General features: G+C 52.0%; 18 protein-coding genes and 1 pseudogene. 15 read left to right on the top strand and 4 right to left on the bottom strand.

From position 1 onward, the window contains the following. Positions 1–37: 37 nt before the first annotated feature. The 8 genes from HJV72_RS16195 to HJV72_RS16230 all read left to right on the top strand — a co-directional run bounded on the left by HJV72_RS16195 (position 38) and on the right by HJV72_RS16230 (position 10,330). Positions 38–307, top strand: a complete 270-nt coding sequence (locus HJV72_RS16195) for a hypothetical protein (RefSeq protein WP_208072538.1) — start codon at positions 38–40, stop codon at positions 305–307. A gap of 171 nt (positions 308–478) precedes the next feature. After that, complete coding sequence (locus HJV72_RS16200; protein ID WP_208072540.1) at positions 479–3,688, top strand: UvrD-helicase domain-containing protein; 3,210 nt, start codon at positions 479–481, stop codon at positions 3,686–3,688. Positions 3,689–3,722: 34 nt separating this feature from the next. After that, positions 3,723–3,977, top strand: coding sequence for a TfoX/Sxy family protein (locus HJV72_RS16205; RefSeq protein ID WP_049729913.1), 255 nt, complete (start codon positions 3,723–3,725; stop codon positions 3,975–3,977). Beyond that, positions 3,964–4,845, top strand: coding sequence for a DMT family transporter (locus tag HJV72_RS16210; RefSeq protein WP_208072542.1), 882 nt, complete (start codon positions 3,964–3,966; stop codon positions 4,843–4,845). The genes HJV72_RS16205 and HJV72_RS16210 overlap by 14 nt, the downstream gene beginning before the upstream one ends. Before the next feature lie 3 nt (positions 4,846–4,848). After that, positions 4,849–5,631 carry a peroxide stress protein YaaA gene (gene yaaA, locus HJV72_RS16215; RefSeq protein WP_208072544.1) on the top strand — a complete coding sequence of 261 codons (783 nt, stop codon included), beginning with the start codon at positions 4,849–4,851 and terminating at the stop codon, positions 5,629–5,631. Next, positions 5,628–6,440, top strand: a complete 813-nt coding sequence (locus tag HJV72_RS16220) for a DNA-3-methyladenine glycosylase family protein (protein ID WP_208072546.1) — start codon at positions 5,628–5,630, stop codon at positions 6,438–6,440. The genes yaaA and HJV72_RS16220 overlap by 4 nt, the downstream gene beginning before the upstream one ends. Positions 6,441–6,580: 140 nt before the next feature. Next, positions 6,581–8,236: a helix-turn-helix domain-containing protein gene (locus HJV72_RS16225; RefSeq protein ID WP_208072548.1), complete on the top strand. Its 1,656-nt coding sequence runs from the start codon at positions 6,581–6,583 to the stop codon at positions 8,234–8,236. Continuing rightward, entirely contained in the window at positions 8,237–10,330 is a 2,094-nt protein-coding gene (locus HJV72_RS16230; RefSeq protein WP_208072550.1) for a hypothetical protein, read from the top strand. Here HJV72_RS16230 and HJV72_RS16235 read toward each other — a convergent pair. The 3 genes from HJV72_RS16235 to HJV72_RS16245 are packed head-to-tail and all read right to left on the bottom strand — an operon-like array spanning position 10,308 to position 11,369. Beyond that, positions 10,308–10,703: a DUF6483 family protein gene (locus tag HJV72_RS16235; protein ID WP_208072552.1), complete on the bottom strand. Its 396-nt coding sequence runs from the start codon at positions 10,701–10,703 to the stop codon at positions 10,308–10,310. The two genes, HJV72_RS16230 and HJV72_RS16235, sit on opposite strands and share 23 nt — an antisense overlap. A 17-nt stretch (positions 10,704–10,720) precedes the next feature. Further along, the gene (locus HJV72_RS16240) at positions 10,721–11,167 is read right to left on the bottom strand and encodes a DUF6773 family protein (RefSeq protein ID WP_208072554.1); all 447 of its coding nucleotides are present in this window, start codon (positions 11,165–11,167) and stop codon (positions 10,721–10,723) included. Further along, a complete protein-coding gene (locus tag HJV72_RS16245; RefSeq protein WP_066572352.1) occupies positions 11,148–11,369 on the bottom strand; it encodes a helix-turn-helix transcriptional regulator in 222 nt (73 codons plus the stop codon). Before HJV72_RS16245 ends, HJV72_RS16240 begins: the two co-directional genes overlap by 20 nt. A gap of 163 nt (positions 11,370–11,532) precedes the next feature. Between HJV72_RS16245 and HJV72_RS16250 the strand changes: the two genes are divergently transcribed. Further along, positions 11,533–12,051, top strand: coding sequence for an O-acetyl-ADP-ribose deacetylase (locus HJV72_RS16250; protein ID WP_330619020.1), 519 nt, complete (start codon positions 11,533–11,535; stop codon positions 12,049–12,051). After that, complete coding sequence (locus HJV72_RS16255) at positions 12,048–12,683, top strand: endonuclease III domain-containing protein (RefSeq protein WP_208072558.1); 636 nt, start codon at positions 12,048–12,050, stop codon at positions 12,681–12,683. Before HJV72_RS16250 ends, HJV72_RS16255 begins: the two co-directional genes overlap by 4 nt. Before the next feature lie 7 nt (positions 12,684–12,690). On the opposite strand, the pseudogene HJV72_RS16260 reads toward HJV72_RS16255, so the two are convergent. Next, positions 12,691–13,922, bottom strand: a pseudogene (locus HJV72_RS16260) (MATE family efflux transporter). 115 nt (positions 13,923–14,037) lie between these two features. Here HJV72_RS16260 and fliB point away from each other — a divergent pair. From fliB to HJV72_RS16285, 5 genes are read left to right on the top strand one after another with little or no spacing between them, the layout of a single operon-like run. After that, positions 14,038–15,201 (top strand): flagellin lysine-N-methylase, encoded by a 1,164-nt coding sequence (gene fliB / locus HJV72_RS16265; RefSeq protein ID WP_208072560.1) that lies wholly within the window; start codon positions 14,038–14,040, stop codon positions 15,199–15,201. A gap of 27 nt (positions 15,202–15,228) precedes the next feature. Beyond that, positions 15,229–16,002 carry an ABC transporter ATP-binding protein gene (locus HJV72_RS16270; RefSeq protein WP_208072561.1) on the top strand — a complete coding sequence of 258 codons (774 nt, stop codon included), beginning with the start codon at positions 15,229–15,231 and terminating at the stop codon, positions 16,000–16,002. Next, positions 15,992–18,064: an ABC transporter permease gene (locus HJV72_RS16275; protein WP_208072563.1), complete on the top strand. Its 2,073-nt coding sequence runs from the start codon at positions 15,992–15,994 to the stop codon at positions 18,062–18,064. The genes HJV72_RS16270 and HJV72_RS16275 overlap by 11 nt, the downstream gene beginning before the upstream one ends. A gap of 9 nt (positions 18,065–18,073) precedes the next feature. After that, complete coding sequence (locus HJV72_RS16280) at positions 18,074–18,760, top strand: response regulator transcription factor (protein ID WP_049729925.1); 687 nt, start codon at positions 18,074–18,076, stop codon at positions 18,758–18,760. Continuing rightward, on the top strand, positions 18,747–19,769 hold the full coding sequence (locus HJV72_RS16285; RefSeq protein ID WP_208072565.1) for a sensor histidine kinase: 1,023 nt from the start codon (positions 18,747–18,749) through the stop codon (positions 19,767–19,769). The genes HJV72_RS16280 and HJV72_RS16285 overlap by 14 nt, the downstream gene beginning before the upstream one ends. The last annotated feature ends 24 nt before the right edge of the window (positions 19,770–19,793 follow it).

Below are 19,793 nucleotides of genomic sequence, written 5' to 3' on the forward strand. Positions count from 1 at the left end.
GCAGTATCTCTGCTTTTTAAATATTCAGTTGTAACACATGTATTGTAATCCTACAGACAGGGGAAAGATAAAGGTAAAGAAATGGCTTGACACGCCGGATCTGAAGGCATATGAGCAGTATGTTACAGACTGGCACAGATTTCTGACAGACTGCCAGGAGGCCGCCGGAACGCTCGATGGAGAGAAGGTGCGTATCCTTAACCTGTATGTCCTGAGGACATTCTACCAGTCAGAATACAAGACGGATGATTTCTATAAAGAATTTTACACCAGGCTGAGCCAGGCAAGAGAAACGCTTGGCATCTGATGAAGATAGCAGGGAGCCGGATGTACAGGACGTGGAGTAGCAGTATCCACGTCCTTTTTTGCTGTCCCTATTTGTCGAAAATTGTAAAGATATGGAAGGAAACATCTTACGGATCCGTGCAGCCATGGTATAATCGTATTAATCAGATGAACTACGTAAAGAGGTGATACTATGTACATTGCAGATCTGCACATCCATTCCCGTTATTCAAGAGCCACGAGCAAAGACTGTACTCCGGAATATCTGGACCTGTGGGCCAGGAGGAAAGGGATCCACATTGTCGGCTCCGGGGATTTTACACATCCGGCATGGAGGGAAGAGCTGGCGGAAAAGCTCATGCCCGCCGAAGAGGGGCTGTATGTCCTGAAGAAAGGATATCGTATAGAAGACGGGCCGGACACAGGTGGCCGGACGCCCCGTTTTGTCATTACAGGAGAGATAAGCTCCATATATAAGAGAGGTGGCAGAGTACGGAAAGTACATAGCCTGATACTGCTTCCGGGACTTGAAGCCGCGGAAGTGATAGCGCGGAAGCTGGAAGCCATAGGCAATATCCATTCCGACGGCAGGCCCATTCTCGGACTTGACTGTCATGATCTGCTGGAAATCGTCCTGGAACTGTGCCCCGATGCCATCTTTGTACCCGCGCATATCTGGACGCCGCACTTTTCCCTGTTCGGAGCCTTCTCAGGATTCGACACGGTGGAGGAATGCTTTGGGGACCTGTCGCCTTACATACACGCCATGGAGACAGGATTGTCCTCCGACCCGCCTATGAACTGGCGTGTGTCCATGCTGGACAGTTACCAGCTCATCTCCAATTCAGACGCCCATTCTCCGGCGAAGCTTGGAAGGGAAGCCAATATGCTCGATATCGCGCTGTCTTATCCCGGGCTCAGAGATGCTGTTCAGTATGGAAAGGGGCTATATGGTACGATAGAATTTTTTCCCGAAGAAGGGAAGTACCATTTTGACGGCCATAGAAAATGCAGCCTCTGCCTGTCCCCTGCAGATACGGACAAATATCACGGAATCTGTCCTGTCTGTGGAAAAAAGATTACCATCGGCGTATCCCACAGGGTAGATCAGCTGTCGGACCGGGGGGAGGGATATGTTAAGGCGGACGCCGCACGGTTTGAAAGTCTTGTGCCCCTGCCGGAAGTGATTGGAGCATCGGTAGGGCATGCCCCGACCAGCGCAGGAGTACAGAAAGAATATCTCAGTATGCTGAAGCGGCTCGGGCCGGAGTTTGATATATTGAGGGAAGTACCGGTAGAAGAAATACGCAGTACGTCCGGTGTCTTGATTGCGGAGGGGATCAGGAGGCTCCGGGAGGGGAAAGTCATCCGTGTGCCCGGATTCGACGGGGAATATGGGACGATCCGGCTGTTTGAGCCTCATGAGATAGAAGATACAAGTGGGCAGATGGACTTTTTTGACCTGCTTGGCATGAGCAGGGACAGAGCAGATGCGGCTGGAAAGGCCGCGACAGAAAAAGAGGCTGTTCTGCATGAGATGGAATCAGAGGAAAAGGGGGATAAAGAACCGGCGGGGGTGGAAGGAAAGGCGCTCAATAAAGAGCAGGAATATGCCGTGACCTGTCCGGCACGTACCATTGCTGTCGTTGCCGGGCCGGGGACGGGCAAGACGAGGACGCTCGTCTCCCGCATTTTGTACCTTTTGGAGCATAGGAACGTAAAGCCGTATGAGATTACGGCAGTGACCTTTACGAACGAGGCGGCCCGTGAACTGAAAGAGAGGATACAGAAAGGAATTGGCAGCAGAGGGCGGATTGGCAGCCTTAAGGCAGGTACCTTCCATGCAATCTGCCTAGAATATCTAAAGGAGCAGGGACTTGAGTTTTCCGTCGCGGATGAGACGGAAGCGAGAGAGATTGCCGATGAAGCGGCGAAGGAGACGGGCATCCGTATCACGGGCAAGAGACTGGCAGAGCAGGCGTCCATGGAAAAGTCAAAAGGGCTGGCCGGAGAAGAGATGAGCCCAGAAGTACAGGTGTATAATCGTAGGCTGAAAGAGAGAGGTCTTTTAGACTTTGACGACCTGCTGCTTGAGACACTGCAGCTTCTCGAGGGCGGGGCGGCGCCGGACGGCTGGCAAAAGAGCTATACGTATCTGTTCGTAGATGAGTTCCAGGATATCAATCCGCTGCAGTACCGGCTCGTGAAGGCTTGGAATGAGAAGGGAAGAGAGCTGTTCGTCATCGGAGACCCGGATCAGTCTATCTACGGGTTCAGGGGAGCGGACGCAAAGTGCTTTGCAAGGCTGCAGGAGGACTTTCCCGGATTGAAGACGATCCGGCTCACAGAGAATTACCGGTCCACCCCGGAAATCGTGTCATCAGCGCTTCACATCATTTCCGGCAATCCCGGCGATGCGCGCACGCTGCATGCCAACCGGGTAGGCGGTGCAAAAGTACGGCTTGCCAGAGCAATGTCTCCGATGGGAGAGGCCATATTCGTGGCAAAGGAGATCAACCGTCTGGCAGGGGGCATCGGAATGCTGGAAGCGCACGAGGCGGCACATGACCAGGGGGAGCGGAAGATAAGGGCGTTCGACGATATCGCCGTCCTCTACCGGACGCACCAGGACGCGGAGCTGCTGGAGACATGCCTGAAGAGGGAAGGCATTCCCTATGTCGTCGCAGGGAGAGAGTCGTTCCTTCAGGAGGATATCGTCAGGGGGAGTCTCTTCTTTTTCCGGTATCTCGCAGACGAGCTTGACAGGCATGCCAAAGAGCAGAGCCTGAAGATACTGTGGAACCTGGACCGGAATCCGGTGTCGGAAGAGGTGTTCGGGCGTATGGCAGAGAAGTACCGGCCGCTCTATGCAAAGGAAAAGCCGCAGAAGTTTCTGAAGCTGTGGATGCAGGAGATTCAGGCTTTGGACAATCCGGCGATGAAGAAGCTGTCGCAGATGGCCGTATTCTACAAAGATATGGGAGAACTCTCCGATGCGCTGAGCCTTGGTGTGGAAAGCGACCTGAAGCGCTGTGGAGACAGGCAGTACGGTTCCGGAGCGGTCACACTTATGACGCTGCACGGCTCCAAGGGGCTGGAGTATCCGGTTACATTTATCTTCGGCGTCCGGAAAGGAAAGATGCCGCTTGAAAACGAACGGTACGCGGCTGACATGGAAGAAGAGCGGCGGCTGTTCTACGTCGGTATGACCAGAGCCGAAGAAGAGCTCATACTGACCTCGTCGGGAGAGGATTCCGTATTTGTAGAAGGCATGCCTGACCCAATATTTGCAAGGGAACAGGTTCAGAAAAAGAAGAAAGAGGTGACAGGTCATCAGATGAGCCTGTTCGATATTATCATGGAGAATATTTCTGGTGGAGGACAAAGGACAGATGATGTATAATGGAAACAGCACTATAATGACAGGAGGTACAAGTATGGGTGAATTATCCAGTCTGCCGAACATAGGTCCGGTGGTAGAGCAGCAGTTGAACGAAGTTGGTATCACGACGGCCAGACAGCTCAGAGAGACAGGCAGCAAGCAGGCCTGGCTTAAGATCAAGGCGATAGATGACTCGGCCTGCATCCAGAGGCTGCAGGGGCTTGAAGGGGCTGTCAGGGGCATCAAGAAGCGCGACCTGCCCCCGGAGGTCAAGGCGGAGCTGAAGGAATTCTATCATGCTGCAAAGTAAAGCAAGGATACAGATGATCCTGTCCATGATAATCTTCGGCACTATCGGAGCCTTCGTGAAGCATATCCATCTGCCGTCCGCAGAGATAGCCCTGTGGAGGGCAGTGGCGGCATTTCTCATGCTTACCGCGGCAGCAGCGGCCAGCGGGAAGCTAGAACATATCAGAAGTTTTAAAGGCCGGATACGGATGCTGTTCGGATCAGGAGCCGCGCTTGCGTTCAACTGGATACTTTTGTTTGAAGCGTACCGGTACACAAGCGTGGCGGTATCTACTCTGTGTTATTATTTTGCCCCTACACTGATTGTCATACTGAGCGTTGCCATCTTCCGTGAGAAACTTAAGGTAAAGCAGGCGGTCTGTTTCGCCGCGTCCACCGCGGGCCTTATTCTTGTCATCGGAGTCAGCGGCGGCGGAAGCAATGATACGGTCGGTGCGTTGTACGGCCTTGGCGCGGCTGTCTGCTATGCAGGGGTCGTTTTTTTTAACAAGCTGCTCGGTGATATTGACGGGCTTGTCCGGACATGGCTCCAGTTTGGAGCAGCCATGGTCATCATGGTGCCTTACGTCGTATTCACATGCGGATTTGCCATAGGGGGAATCGACCCGAAAGGGGCGGCGCTGCTGCTTGTCGTCGGAGTCGTCCACACAGGTATCACGTACTGCATGTATTTTGCCGCCCTTTCCGGCCTTCGTGGGCAGCAGGCGGCGATACTGAGCTATATCGACCCTATGGTGGCGATTCTCGTCTCTTTTTTCGTACTGGGAGAGAACATTACCGTGCCACAGATAGCAGGGGGAGCGATGATTATAGGCTTCGCCTTTCTGAATGAAGTGAATACGCAAGATAAGTTAGAAAGCAGGAAATGAAACATGAAGATAATCATATCACCGGCTAAGAAGATGAGGGTGGACAACGATGCATTTGCACCTTGCGGCCTGCCCTCTTACATAGACAAAACGGAATATCTGATGGAATATATGAAGTCTCTTACCTACGAGCAGTGCAAAGAGATATGGAAATGCAGCGATAGGATAGCCAAGCTGAACTACAGGCGGTTTCAGGATATGGATCTGTATAAGAACCTGACGCCCGCCCTCCTTTCTTATGAAGGAATCCAATATCAGTATATGGCGCCTGCTGTTATGGATGAAGGCGCATTTGCCTATCTCCAGGAGCACCTGAGGATACTGTCCGCATTTTACGGGATGCTGCGTCCCTTTGACGGCGTCGTCCCCTATCGGCTGGAGATGCAGGCCAGGATGGGAGGGCATAAAGGGTGTCCCGGACTAGATTCCCTGTATGACTACTGGGGAGGGACGATGGCAGAGGATATATTTGCGGAAGACCAGATGATTCTGAACCTGGCTTCAAAAGAATACAGCAGATGCATTTCAAAATATGTGCGTGAGGACGTTGCCTTTGTGACCTGCGTATTCGGTGAACTGTCCGGCGGGAAGGTGATAGAAAAAGGGACGCTGGCCAAGATGGCGAGGGGAGAGATGGTGCGCTTCCTTGCGGAGAGTAATGCCGGGTGCCCAGAGGATGTCAGGAAGTTCAATGGGCTGGGCTACCGTTTCCGGGAAGCGTATTCGGATGACAGCACCTTCGTGTTTTTAAAGGAGACGAGAGAAAAGGAAGAAGCACTCACATGATTACGAAAAGAACGGACCATTTTGATATAGGCCAGATCTGCGCATCCGGGCAGTGCTTCCGCATGGAGCGCACCGCAGGAGGGACATATTCTGTCATAGCCGGCGGCCGGTATGTGGAAGTGGCCCAAGAGGAGGATCTGTGTACGTTTTATTGCGGGGAGGAGGAGTTTGAGGCATTCTGGAGAGATTATTTTGATCTGGAGAATGACTATGGGGCATACATAGAGAGGATAGACACGAAGGACGAGTACCTGAGGAAAGCGGCTGAGGCTGGCAGTGGTATCCGGATATTGCGGCAGGATCTGTGGGAGATGACAGCCTCCTTTCTCATATCCCAACAGAATAATATTACCCGTATACGAAAGTGCATCTCCAATATCTGCGAGAAGTACGGAGAGAAAAAGGAGGCGCTTTCCGGGAGCACGTACTATGCCTTCCCACGCCCGGAAGCGCTCGCAGAGCTCGAAGAGGATGATTTGAAGGAATGCAACCTTGGATACAGGAGCAAGTATGTCGTGCGGACGGCCAGATCCATAGCATCCGGTGAGGTGGATTTGGATTACATCAGAAGCCTCCCTTATCCTGAGGCGAAAGCAGAACTGCTGAAATTATATGGAATCGGTGAGAAAGTGGCGGACTGTATCTGCCTGTTTGCGCTGCATGAGCTGGATGCGTTTCCGGTGGATACGCATATCAGCCAGGCACTGAAGCGGCACTACCGCAGAGGATTTCCGAAGAGGCGTTATAAAGGATATCGGGGCGTGATGCAGCAGTACATCTTTTACTACGAATTGAACAGAAAGCCTTGATATTGGGCGGATGCGGGGATAAGTCCACGCTGCGTAGACTCGGTGGAACGCTGCGTGTATTGCCAAGAAAGCGGCATCTGCTATCATGATATACAAGAGCTGGCGGGACATTATAGGCGTCAGCAGACTGGAGGCATGGCATGGATTATAATAAGACCGGGCAGCTGATTGCCAGAAGGCGCAAAGCGGTGGGGCTGACACAGAAAGAACTCGCGGCACGTCTGGGCGTAACGAATAAGGCGGTATCTAAATGGGAGACTGGGGGCGGTCTGCCCGATGTAGGCATGCTCAAGCAATTGTGCCAGATACTGGAGATAAGCGTGGACGAACTGCTGGACGGCGAGCAGCGCGGGACCGGAGGCGGCAGCAATGACAGAGGCATAGCCGATGAAGAAGAGGTGCGGCGCAGGAAGAAGAGGAAAACAGCGGGAATCGTATGTGCTATACCGTCCCTGCTTCTCCTTTGTATGCAGCTTGCGTATGTTACGGCCGGGAAGGCATATCAGATGGAATATATCTCGGACTTCCTGCCGTATCTTGTTAATATGCTGCTTATCGTCCTGCTGGCAGCGGCAGTAATCCTCTTCTTCTGGGAGAACCGGGCAGTGCGGATTGGAGCGGCGGCAGCGGGAGGCGCGGTCCTATTGGGGGTGCTCGCTGTGGGCGTCAGGGAGACGAAGGGACGAGGCGCGGTATGGAGCCTGTCGCCGGATTACCGGCATATGCTCGTGCTGAAGTATGAAGAAAAGTCTGGGCTTGTGACGACGTATCGCAATCAGTTGTTCTTATTTGCCCGGAAGTCCGATCAATTTCCGTATACGGCTCAGAAGGACATGAAGATACAGTGGCTGGCAGATGACGCATGTGTGGTTACATATGAGTCCCCGGATGACGGCAAGGTCCATCAGTATGTGATGACGTACGGCGACCGTGGTGATGGAATCACCACCCCTTATGTATCTAATATCATAACCGGAAGCTGGACGGGTGAAGGGAAGAATATTGCGGGCTGGAAGATAAAGACGACAGGAGACGGCATCGTCATATCCTCAGAAGGAGATGAGGAAGAGATATATGGGTTTGAAGACTGTGTACAGTTTGGAACGCTTGCCATTGCCCTGTGCCGGGACGGGCTCCCGCAGTGGACCATCGTGCTGGATGAAAACTGCGTAGTCGGGGAGGAGGGCTATCTGGAAGACGGAGGTACGATATCGCTGTGCAGAGTGTCCATGGACAAAACCGCCCCGATGCATTTTACGAGAACGGAGGCGCCGGAGACATTTGAAAGTGATACGGGTACCGTACCGGATGAAGAAGAATCCGGCAGGGCGCTGGCTGAGGAGATGAAGAATATACTGCAGAAGGACCCGGCCCTGGCGCAGCTGCAGTCCAGCCAGCTCGGGTATCTGAAGGTGGCGGCGGATACGGATGATATATTCTGGGCGGCAAGGTGCGCGCTTGAAGAAAACGACAAGCAGTATGCGGTAAACGGGATTGACGTCACAAGGAATATCACCCATATTGAGATGATGGCCGGAGATAGGTATGACTGTCTCGTGCAGATAGATTCGACGGATGTATATTCAGATCCTTACAGCAAGGAAGAGGAGGAGCTGGATATGACGGCCAACTATCGGATCATGCAGGGAGAAGGCGTATATCTTGCATATCAGGTGCCTTATGGAACCGATGGGGCGTACGGACTCGAAGCTCCACCGGTGAAGCAGGAGAGGGACACGGCAGGAAACCCTGATTATTCTTACTTTGTACCAGGTGAGAGGCAGGAGGGGCAATAGATGGAGAAGACAGATACTTTTATATATGATACCGTTCCCGCGAATTACAGAGAGCGTTATGAGAAGTGCCATAACAGCAGGATAGACTGCTTCGTGATTGTAATCGGGTATGGGGTGCTGCTCCTGATTATGCTGCTGCATGCAGCCGGTATACTGTCCGACTGGCGTCCGGTGCTTCAGATGGCCGTACTGGCGGCGGCGTTAGAAGCCGCCGTGCTCGTTACCGTACGGCTCTGCTACGGCATTTCCGGAAAAAAGCTGTCTGCATTGATGAAAAGCCGGGAACAGAACAGCCTGAAAGGGACCTTCTACCCGGACTACCTTTTTGTCGAATATAGCGACGGCCGGCAGCAGAGCATCAACTATTCGGATATATCCTCAGTCGTGGAAAGTGAGGAGGCTTTTGACATCTGCAGCACTGTGACAGGACTGTGGCTTGAGAAGAAATATATCGGCAGAGATGAGATGCTTTCTCTGAGAAACTGGCTGAAAAAGCATTGCAAGGACAAGTATACGGGCAACCTGCATCCGGAAGAGGAAGAGGTCCGCATAGAGTTTGGCTGGCGCGAAGGCGACAGGGAACAGGCGTCAAAATGGTCTGCGCTGTACGCGCTCTATCACCTGCGGTATTATTATTCAGAAAAGAGGGCAGGATTTATCAGCATCCTGGCAGCTGCCCTGTTGTATATGAACATTATGGGTCCCATGCTGGCAGTCACTGTCTGTATGTGCCTCATCGTGGGAACCTTCCTGTTGATTACACTGTTCCGGCAGCTGGTGTACTGGCTGTCTGTGAAGGCGATGAAAAAGAATTATGGCAACCGTCCGGAAGAGGCAAAGACCGTTGTGGAACTGTCTGGAGACGAGTTTGTCATCCACACGCATAACAACGTCACCGGACTGCCGCTGGGGAAGCTGGAACAGGTAAAAGAAGGAGAGCGCTTTTTTGCAGTCAACAACAATTTTATATTCAAAGGGGATATGCCAAAAGTCGAGCAGGCCGTATTACGGAACCGCCTGAAAAAATACTGTGGCAGCGGATTCCAGTACATTGATATCTCTGGTTCTGTCAAAGGCAGAAAGATACGGACAGCGGCTGCGCTTGCAGTGCAGATTCTGCTCATCGTCCTGATCCTATGGAACTATAATTCGGGAAGCTTGAAGCCCGGTGACATCCTAAGAGACAGACTGTATTCTACATCAAAGCTGGAGCAGGAGAAGAAAGAGACGAAGGCTGCCGGGGAGGCCCTCGTGCAATACGTGGACACGCCGGACAAAGATGGGCTGAATCTTGGGGCCCCTGAGCTTCGTATTGAAGAATGCTACAGTGACAACGCTGTCAACTATGACAGCAGATTTTATATAGAGAATGGGACGTTATATGGAATCTCTGCCAATGAACACGGTGAACTGGGCAGGGGGGACACAGAAGGGCATCTAAATGCCAAGGGGTTCTACCCGGCATATGAGATTGCGGAAGACGCAAGACATGTAGCGCTCGGAAAAAGCTTCATGGTATATATCAATGATAAGGATGAACTCTGGGGGACAGGTGACATTCCGGACACGGAAGGCACGATGAGGCTTACAAAGATGATGGATCATGTCCGCTTCGTAAGCTGCAGCGAGGAGGCGGTGGCTGTATTGAAGGAAGACGGTACCGTCTGGTGCAGCGGGACGCTTAAGGATATCGCAGGGACGGCCATTGCCTCCTATGACGGATGGGAACAGCAGCTGGCACATATGAAATATGTCACCGCCGGCAGGAACACGATGGCTGCGCTCAGTGATGACAACGTGCTCTGGACGTGGGGGGACAATACGTACGGACAATGTGGCATCCCCGTATCGGAAGGTACGATTCTGCCGGAGCCGGTACAGGCCAGGGAGAAGGTGAAGGCTGTCTGGATTGATGCGCTCCTGTACCGTTCGCCGGAACAGTACCCGCTCTATGACCGGGAAGAGCCGCTCCCTTATATCGGTTACCGGATGTACATCCAGCAGACGGACGGTGAGGTCCGTGCATGTGGAGAGAACCTTGTGCCGGAGGGAGACGAAGTATTCACCCGTGTCATGGTACAGCAGATAGATTAGGCAGGAAGGCCTCAAGCCCTGTGATACCGTACTCTTTTATAAAGCTTTCGATGCCGTCCCTGATCTCATCTCTGGAATAATCCGATTCCCGGAGGAAATCGTCATCAAAGTCGTTGACATGTGAGTAGAAGGACAGGCCCATCAGCAGATAGTCCTCGTTATCACGGTCCAGATTCTCATAGAGCAGGTTCTCGGCTTCGTTGATTCTGCCTGCGTCAGCCATGGCGATGATGCGGGTATAATCATCACCGCACGCCGAGGGCTGCTCTATGTCTGTCTCATACCGGAACTGGGGCTTTCCTGTGATGAGCTGCATGAGAAAGCGTACCAGGTCTTTGACCAGCCTCATAATATAATCTTGTTCAAAATCCATAGCGCTACCTCCTGAATCTAATCATCTCCATAAGTTTCATCCAGCTTTTTCTGCTTTCTTTTCGTGTATGCCCCCATAGCTGCCAGCACCCCGAACATAAGAAGAAAGATAAAGGCTGCAAAGGCCAGCGTAATACCGGCAAGATGCCTGGCATCCCGCAGAGCCATGGCGCCTGCGAACAGAAGCGTAAAGATAACAGTTCCTCCAAGGCTGTGTATAAGATAGTCTTTGACGCACGGTACAGAATAATTCGTCCACAGCCCTCTCTTTGCACATCCGATGATGATGGTTACGCATCCTGTAAGAAAGACGATATGTTCCCCGATCAGATTCCGCACCGGAACGTGAAAGAACAATACTTTAAGCAGGATATCTGCAGCCAGTGCGACAAATAGCACCCAGAATCCTGTGCGTTCTATCTTCATAATTTCCAGTTCCTGTCTTTCATCTACTACTTTCTTCATATATTTCATCCTCCTCCCAGAACAAGTCGTTTAAAGTGGCGCCGAGTGCCCGGCAGATTGCGATGCAAAGTTTGAGTGACGGATTAAATTTCCCGGCCTCTATCATACCTATCGTCTGGCGGGTGACTTCCACGCGTCTGGCAAGGTCCTCCTGAGACATATCCATATTGATTCTTGCAAGCTTCATCTTTTTGTTTTTCATCTCCCGCCTCCTTTAACTCAAGTATAGACTGTTAAATTATGTATGTCAACTATATATTACATTATGCAATATTTATATTGCAACAAAACGGATTGTCGTTTGACATTAGGACAGGCAGAGATTAAAATGAATAGAAACCACTTCACAGAAAAGGAGGATGACCATGATACATGTAATAAAAGGTGATATTACCAGACTTACAGATGTAGATGCGATAGTCAATGCCGCCAATTCTTCCCTTCTCGGAGGGGGAGGCGTAGACGGGGCTGTACACAGAGCAGCAGGCCCGGGACTTCTGGAAGAATGCAGAGCGCTTCATGGCTGTCCTGCAGATGAAGCGAGGGTGACCGGAGGCTACCGGCTGCCGGGCAGATATATAATCCACACGGTAGGTCCTGTATGGCGCGGCGGCGAGAAGAAAGAGGCAGAGGTACTGGCGGCCTGCTACAGGAATTCACTGGAGGCTGCGGCGAGAAAGCGGGTTACGTCCATCGCGTTTCCCGCCATATCTACCGGCATCTACGGATATCCGAAGAAAGAGGCTGCCACTGTCGCAATACATACGGTACGGTCATATCTGGAAGAGCACCCCGGAAGGATAGAGAAGGTGGTGTTTGTCTTATTTGATGACGAAAGCCTCCAGATATACAAAGAATTGATGAAAAGAAGAGGAACAGTATGACGAAGAAGAACTTAGCACTAGAGATAATCGAACGTCTGAAAAAGGAGTACCCGGATGCCGGCTGTACGCTGGATTATGACCATGCGTGGAAGCTGCTGGTCAGCGTCCGCCTTGCGGCCCAGTGCACGGACGCAAGAGTCAACGTAGTCGTAGAAGACTTGTATAAGAGATACCCCGATGTGGACGCGCTGGCTGCCGCAGACGCAGAAGACATAGAAGAGATTGTAAGGCCGTGCGGCCTTGGCAGGAGCAAGGCGCGGGATATCAGCGCCTGTATGAAGATATTGAAAGAGGAATATGGCGGAAAGGTACCGGAAGACTTTGACGCGCTGCTGAAGCTTCCAGGCGTGGGGCGTAAGAGCGCCAACCTTATCATGGGCGATGTGTTCGGTCAGCCTGCTATCGTGACAGATACGCACTGCATCCGTCTTGTGAACCGTATGGGGCTTGTAGACGGTATCAAGGAACCGAAAAAGGTGGAGATGGCGCTCTGGAAGATAATCCCTCCGGAAGAAGGCAGCGATTTCTGCCACCGTCTCGTCTACCATGGCCGTGACGTGTGCACGGCGAGGACGAAGCCGCTCTGCGATAAGTGCTGTCTGGCAGATATCTGCAGGAAGAAAGGCGTGTAGGGCAACACTACAGCCTCCGTTTCCGGTACGAATAATAGAGGATGAACAGTATTGCCGAGATGATCCACGTCACCGGATAGCTGAAGATGACCGTATCAACGGCGGGATGTATCTTAAGCGCACCCGCGACCCATATGATTCTCAGCAGACAGGTGCCGAACATCGTTATGATAAGAGGGATGATGACATCTCCGATACCCCGCAGCGCCCCGGACAGCACTTCCAGGAATACATAGAAGATATAGCACGGCGTGATGAGGCCCATCATCCAGGAGCCAAGCCGCATGACTTCTGCGTCTGTCGTGAAGATGCCAAAAAGGGGCATGCGGAAAACGAGGAAAAAGATGACAAGGATTCCGGAAAAGAGCAAGTCGATGCCAAGGCAGACACGGACGCTCTTTTTTACCCGGTCTGTCTTTCCTGCCCCGTAATTCTGGCCGACAAATGTGGTGATGGCGATGCCGAAGGCGCCGCTCATCATCCAGAACAGCCCGTCCAGCTTGTTATATACCGACCATGCCGCCGACGTGTCGGTCCCGAACCCGTTCAGCGCCGCCTGGATCATCGTGTTGGAGATATTGTACATGACAGACTGGAAGCCCGCAGGCAGCCCGATGCGCAGCAGCAATCGGAGGATTGGACCGTGGATGCGGATCTGCGTCAGAGAAAGCTTAAGCATCGTCTCTCCCCGGATGAGCCTGAACGACACCAGCAGGGCGCTTACAGCCTGTGACACTAAGGTGGCTGCTGCCACGCCTGCCACACCCATGTGGAAGACGACGACAAATACCGTGTCCAGCACGATGTTCAGGATGCAGCACACGATCAGGTAGTACAGAGGATGCCTGCAAAGTAGATACGCAGGTACGTGGTGGAGTCTGCTACAAGCTCGGCAGGCGTATTCATCCATGCCAGCATCCTTGGTGCAAGTAAGAATCCAAGCATACCGATAACGATACTTCCCGCTGCAGAAAATGCATAGGCAGTATGCAGGCTCTGCCTCAGGGAGTGCCTGTCTTTTGCTCCGTAAAACTGAGCGATAATGACAGACGCGCCGGAAGAAAGGCCGGTAAAGAAGCCGACAATCAGATTGATGATCTGTGTGGAAGAACCTCCCACGCTTGCCAGCGCCTCTTTGCCGACGAAATGTCCGACGATGATTGTGTCTACCGTATTATAGAGCTGCTGAAAAAATGTTCCGAAAACAATCGGACTGCGTTCCCCGTGCCATTGTCCCATAACCTTTCTGTATATTATACCTTGCGATTGATGGCGCCGCTTCCGGCTGCGCCATCGATACTATATCATGAAAGGCAGGAGGATGTCGACAGATTTTGAAAGGATGTTAAGCGATATGAGATATACGATACCAGATTATTATCAACATTTCCGATGTGCCGCAGACAGATGTGAAGACACATGCTGTGCGGGATGGCAGATAGCCATAGATGGCAGATCGCTTAGAAGATATGCCCGTATCCGGGGCAGGATGGGACGTAAGCTGCGTAAATCCATCCATTGGAACCGGGCGGTATTCCGGCAGAAGGAAGGAAAGCGCTGTGCATTTCTGGATGAAGATAATCTGTGCCACATGTATGCAGAACTGGGGAAAAACAGCCTGTGCAGGACGTGCCGGCTCTACCCGAGACACATAGAAGAGTTTGAAGGCGTCCGGGAGATTACGCTGTCTCTGTCGTGCCCTGCCGTTGCAAAGATACTTATGAACCGAAGAGAGCCGGTGGCATATCTGTCGTATGAAAAGGAGGGGGAAGAGTCTTACGGGGACTTCGACCTGCTGTTATATTCTGTGCTGGCCGATGCCAGGGAAGTGGTGCTGAACCTGCTTAAGAACCGGGCGCTTCCGGTGGAGCAAAGAGAAGAGCAGATGCTCTCTCTTGCCGATGCCGTGCAGAAGAGGCATACGGATGGCATGCTGTTCTCCTGCCAGGAACTGTTCTGCGCATACGGGAACGGGGAAGGCACATTAGCAGCCGCATGGGAGGCGGACGGAAGAAGGATCCGCGCACGCCTTCCCTTTATGATGAAGCTTTTTTCCTGCCTTGATACGCTGGAACTGCTGCGTGAAGACTGGAAGAACTGTCTGGACGAGACGAGGGCGTTCCTCCATATGGGAACGGCGGACAGCTACGCCGGGATATGCCTGGAATTCGGCACATGGCTGAAAGAACGGATGCCGGAGTGGGAGATACAGGCGGAGCAGCTTCTTGTCTACTTTATCTTCACTTATTTCTGTGGGGCGGCATATGATGGCAGAATCAGCGCCAAAGCGAAACTGGCGGCAGTAAGCCGCATGGTAATAGAAGAGATGCTCATGGCGCGATGGATGAAGAATGAGAAGATGCTCGATTCGGAAGATGTCATAGAGACCGTCTACCGTTATTCGAGAGAGATTGAGCATTCGGACAAGAACTTGGAGCGGATGGAAAGGATCATGGAGATCGTACCGGCAAACCTTACATCTTATGTAAGTGGTTTCGTGCCGCCATATACGGTATAATTCCTGTAGATGGGAGGTACGATAATTATGAAGCAGAAAATATTACAGGTACAGGGCCTGCGCAAGCATTTTGGAAAGCATGGCAGCATGACAAAAGCACTTAACGGTATGACGTTCGACGTGTTGGAAGGTGAGTTTCTTGGCATCATGGGCAAGAGCGGTTCCGGCAAGACGACACTTCTGAACTGCATCGCCACCGCCTTAAAGCCTACGGAAGGCAAGATTCTACTCAACGGCGAGGACATCGGCGTATTCGATGACAGCCGCCTTGCTGCATACAGAGGCAGCCGCATCGGGTATCTCTATCAGGACTTTGAACTGCTTGACAATCTGACCGGGCGGGAGAATATTATGCTTCCGCTGGCGATACACGGAAAAGAAGAGGGGGTAGAAGCAGACCGGTTCCAGGAACTTGTGGACTATCTGGAAATCAGGGAAGTGCTGGATAAGTTTCCGTCCCAGATGTCGGGAGGCGAGAAGCAGAGAGTGGCGGCAGCCAGGGCGCTCATACCAGATCCTGGCATCGTGCTCGCCGATGAACCTACCGGCGCGCTTGACACGGAAAATGCAAGAGCGCTTATGCAGAAGCTTAACGGGCTGAACCGTGAGTTCGGCCGTACTATCCTGATGGTTACCCATGATGCAGGGGCAGCCAGCTACTGTTCCCGCATTCTGTTTATGCAGGACGGGTACATTTTCCACGAATTGAGAAGAGAATTTCCGCAGGAATCCCAGAAGAACTATTATGAAAGAATTCTTGCAGCTATGGCACAGTTGGGAGGGAGCGCGGATGTTTTTTGATATGATAAGGAGAAACAGCAAGAGGAACCGCAAGGAAAACAGCATATTTTTCGGTTCTCTCGTGGCTGCGGTCGTATTATTCTACATGATACTGTCACTGGAAGGCCAGAATGTGATACAGTTTTTGTACACGATGGAGAGCGATGCGGTGAACCGCCTACTCGGTCTGGTACCGGTATTGTATGCATTTTCGCTGTTCCTCATCTTCTTCCTCGTTTACTTTGCGGGCAAGTACCAGTTGGAATGCAGGAACCGGGAATTTGGAATCTATCTGATGCTTGGGATGAAGCGAAGAAGACTCTTCGGCATACTGATGGCGGAGGATATGTGGAACAGTATGCTGGCATTGCTGGCCGGCCTGCCCCTATCAATCTTTCTCTCTGAGATGGTCAGCCTCATAACTTCCAGATTAGTGGGTCTTGGGATTCTCGGACATCAGCCTTCCTTTTCCCTGGGGGCAGTGTTGTGGACTGCCGTGGGCTTCTTCGGCGTAAAGATTCTCGCCTTCCTCATGTTGAGCAGAAAGATAGCAGGACAGGAAATCAGCAGTCTGATGGAAGAGGGGCAGGAAGAAAAGCAGAGCGTGAAGACTGGCCGGTATGCGGCGCTTCGGCTCCTGGCTGGGCTTTTACTCCTTCTTGCCGCTTATGGCATGGCAATTGCCGGGCTTGCTTGGAAGAACATATTTATGATGGCGCCGACAGTAACCGCCGGAACAGTAGGGACATTCCTGCTCTTTTCCGGTCTGGGGAAGGGGCTTGAATCTTTTCTGAACAAGAGCCGCAGGAAAGGGCTCTCTACGTTTACGTACCGGCAGCTTCAGGAGAACGTATTCCTGAAGCACAGGTCCATGGCCGTATCTTCTCTTTTGATTCTGCTGGCCCTCGTATGCTTTGCTTACGGCATTGCAGTCGGATGGGTGACGAAAGGTGACGAAGGCCATGCCGTGGACTTTACATTTACAGGGGAAGAGAGGCATATCCGGAGTGAGCTGGCCACACCGGAACTGAAAGATAAGCTCACGGGGCTGTCTGGTGTGAAAGTAAGCCTGTTGTATACCGAAGAGGAAACCCAAGGGTCAGAGCGCAAGGAGCATGTATTTGAGACGGCACAGCTGTCAGAAGCGGTCGGCAGGCTGAAGGATACGGAGGAAAAGCAGAAGTTCAACAATAATCTGCAGTATTTTACCTCTCCGTATATAATCTCACTGTCGGGATATAACGATATTCGAAAGATGGCGGGTAAGGATGCGATTCATCTGAACGACAACGAGACAGCACTTTATTCTGACGCAGATTTTTCAGATGACAGATACAAAGAGACGGTAGAGGAAGTGTGCAGGATGGGTACGTATCTTGCGATAGACGGGGAACAGTACAGGGTATCAGGCACACTGTACACGGACAATTTTGTGGCGGACCGTCTCATGACGATTGACCTCGGGCTGATTGTCACGGACACAGTATTTGACCAGCTGTTTGATGAGGGGCAGACGAGCACATACTGGAATGCTTCTGTACAGAAAGAACTTGTGGAAGAAAAGGGCCTTCTCCAGGCGGTGATGCAGGTGAACAGCCTGCTGAAAAAGACGGACCTGGAATATGAGACGTATCTGCAGGGTCTTGGGAGGCAGATGTTCTATAATGTGGCGTCCGCTTATGTAAGCCTGTATCTTGCTGCTATATTTCTCGTCATAGCCAATACGGTCATAAGCGTACAATATCTGATGCAGCAGAAAAAGAGCAGGAGGAGATACCGGATGCTTATGATGCTGGGCAGTGGAAGCAAGGAGGTCTGCCGTTCCTCGGACACGCAGATCAGATGGTACTTTGCGCTGACCGTAGTGACGGCGGCCATAAGCAGTATATTTGGAATCAGCTCGCTGTTTGGCGGCATACTCCCGTCGGGGCTTGGAAGCAGGACCGGCCAGATGTTTTGGACCGCGCTTCTGATGGCAGGCCTTCTCGGCATCGTAGAGTATGTGTATATTACGGTAGTTATGCGGGCCGGAAGGCGCCATATTATTGAGATGATGCGCCCGCCAAATGAGCGGACGGATTGAGGGGAGCAGATGAAAAAGATAGCGGTTGTAGAAGATGAAACATTTATGAGAGAAGAGCTGGAATGTATATTTCAGAAGGCAGGATATGAGGTAGTCTGCATTACGGATTTCGGCAGGGCGTCTGAGCTCATTCGCAGGCATGCGCCCCACCTTGTGCTGCTGGACTTGAACCTTCCGGGGAAAAGCGGGTTTGACATATGTATGGAACTAAAGGAACACGGCAGCATTCCGGTGCTTGTACTGACATCCAGGAACCATCTGAACGATGAGGTGAGGGCGCTGCGCCTTGGAGCCGACGAGTATCTGACGAAGCCGTGCCGCAAGGAACGCCTTCTCGCCAGGGCAGAGAATCTGCTGCGCCGGTATGAGGGGAGGGAACATATCATTCATCTTGGGGACCTGTCTCTGGACACGCACACGTATACGCTGTATGCATCCGGCTCGTCCATCCTGCTGCCGGAGAATCAGGGGAAGATTATGGAACAGCTTATGAACAGCACAAAGGCGGCGGCCACGAAGGAGCAGCTGAGCGAGACGCTTTGGGGAACGACGGAATACATCGATGAAAATGCTCTGCAGGTCAACATGACGAGACTTAAGAAGTCGCTTGCCCGTCTTTCTCTGGAAGGAAGGATAGAGACGGTGAGAGGCATAGGCTATCGGCTGGCAGGAAGGGAACCAGATGGAGAAGATTAGAAACATATGGGAAAGATGCATGGATTATAAGATATGGCTCGGGCTGCTTCTCATCTCGGATGCTATTTTCGGTCTCTTCCTCTGGCTGGCGGATATCCGGGCGTTCTGGGAATTGGCTGGGCTTATTCTCTTATTTTCTGTCCTTCTTTTTGGGGCAGCGGCCGTATGGACGTGCCGCAGGGAGAGCCGGTTTGAAGATGCAGTAACTGAATATCTGAACCGCCCGGATAAGGAGCAGGAAGAAGAGGCGATTAGCGCCCTGAGCGCGAGGGAACGCCGGGAAATCCGGCTGGCGGCAGAACTGCTGCGGGGAAAAGAGGAACGCTTGCGGGAACAGGCGGGTCATCTTGAGGGATATGAAGAATTCATCGAGTCGTGGGCGCATGAGATTAAGACGCCGCTCGCGCTTATGACGCTTCTCCTCGACAACCGGAAGGGTGAGATAGAGCCGGATATTCATAAGCGGCTGGAGTATGCCAGGAACCAGATGCAGGGATATGTGGACCGGATATTGATATATGCAAGGCTGAAAGCGGTACACAAAGATTACCTGCTGGAAGAAGTGAGCGTCGCTGAGTGCATCGGCGAAGTGCTGTCAGAATATGAAATGCTCCTACATGAGGCCGGCTTCCGGGTTACGGCAGATGTCGCCGATGCGAAGGCGTATACGGACAGGAAAAGCTTCTGCTTTATTTTAAGCCAGATCGTAAGTAATTCCATCAAATATACAAGAAGGGATGTGGCATGTCCGGAGCTTGTCATAACAACCCGAAAGTCCGCTGCAGATAAGAAATTATTACTAATCTTGGAGGATAATGGAGCAGGGATAAGAGAAGGCGACCTGCCGTTTATCTTTGACAAAGGATTTTCCGGAGACGCCGGAGGCCAGAGGAAGAAGTCGAGCGGCATGGGGCTGTATCTTGCAGGACAGCTTGCAGACGAACTTAAGATTGGTATCGATGTGCAGTCATCCTATAAAAAAGGAACGCGATTTACATTGGCATTGTAACTTATATTACCAATATAACTCTCC

Source organism: Extibacter sp. GGCC_0201 (assembly GCF_017566055.1).
Taxonomy (GTDB): Bacteria; Bacillota; Clostridia; order Lachnospirales; family Lachnospiraceae; genus Extibacter.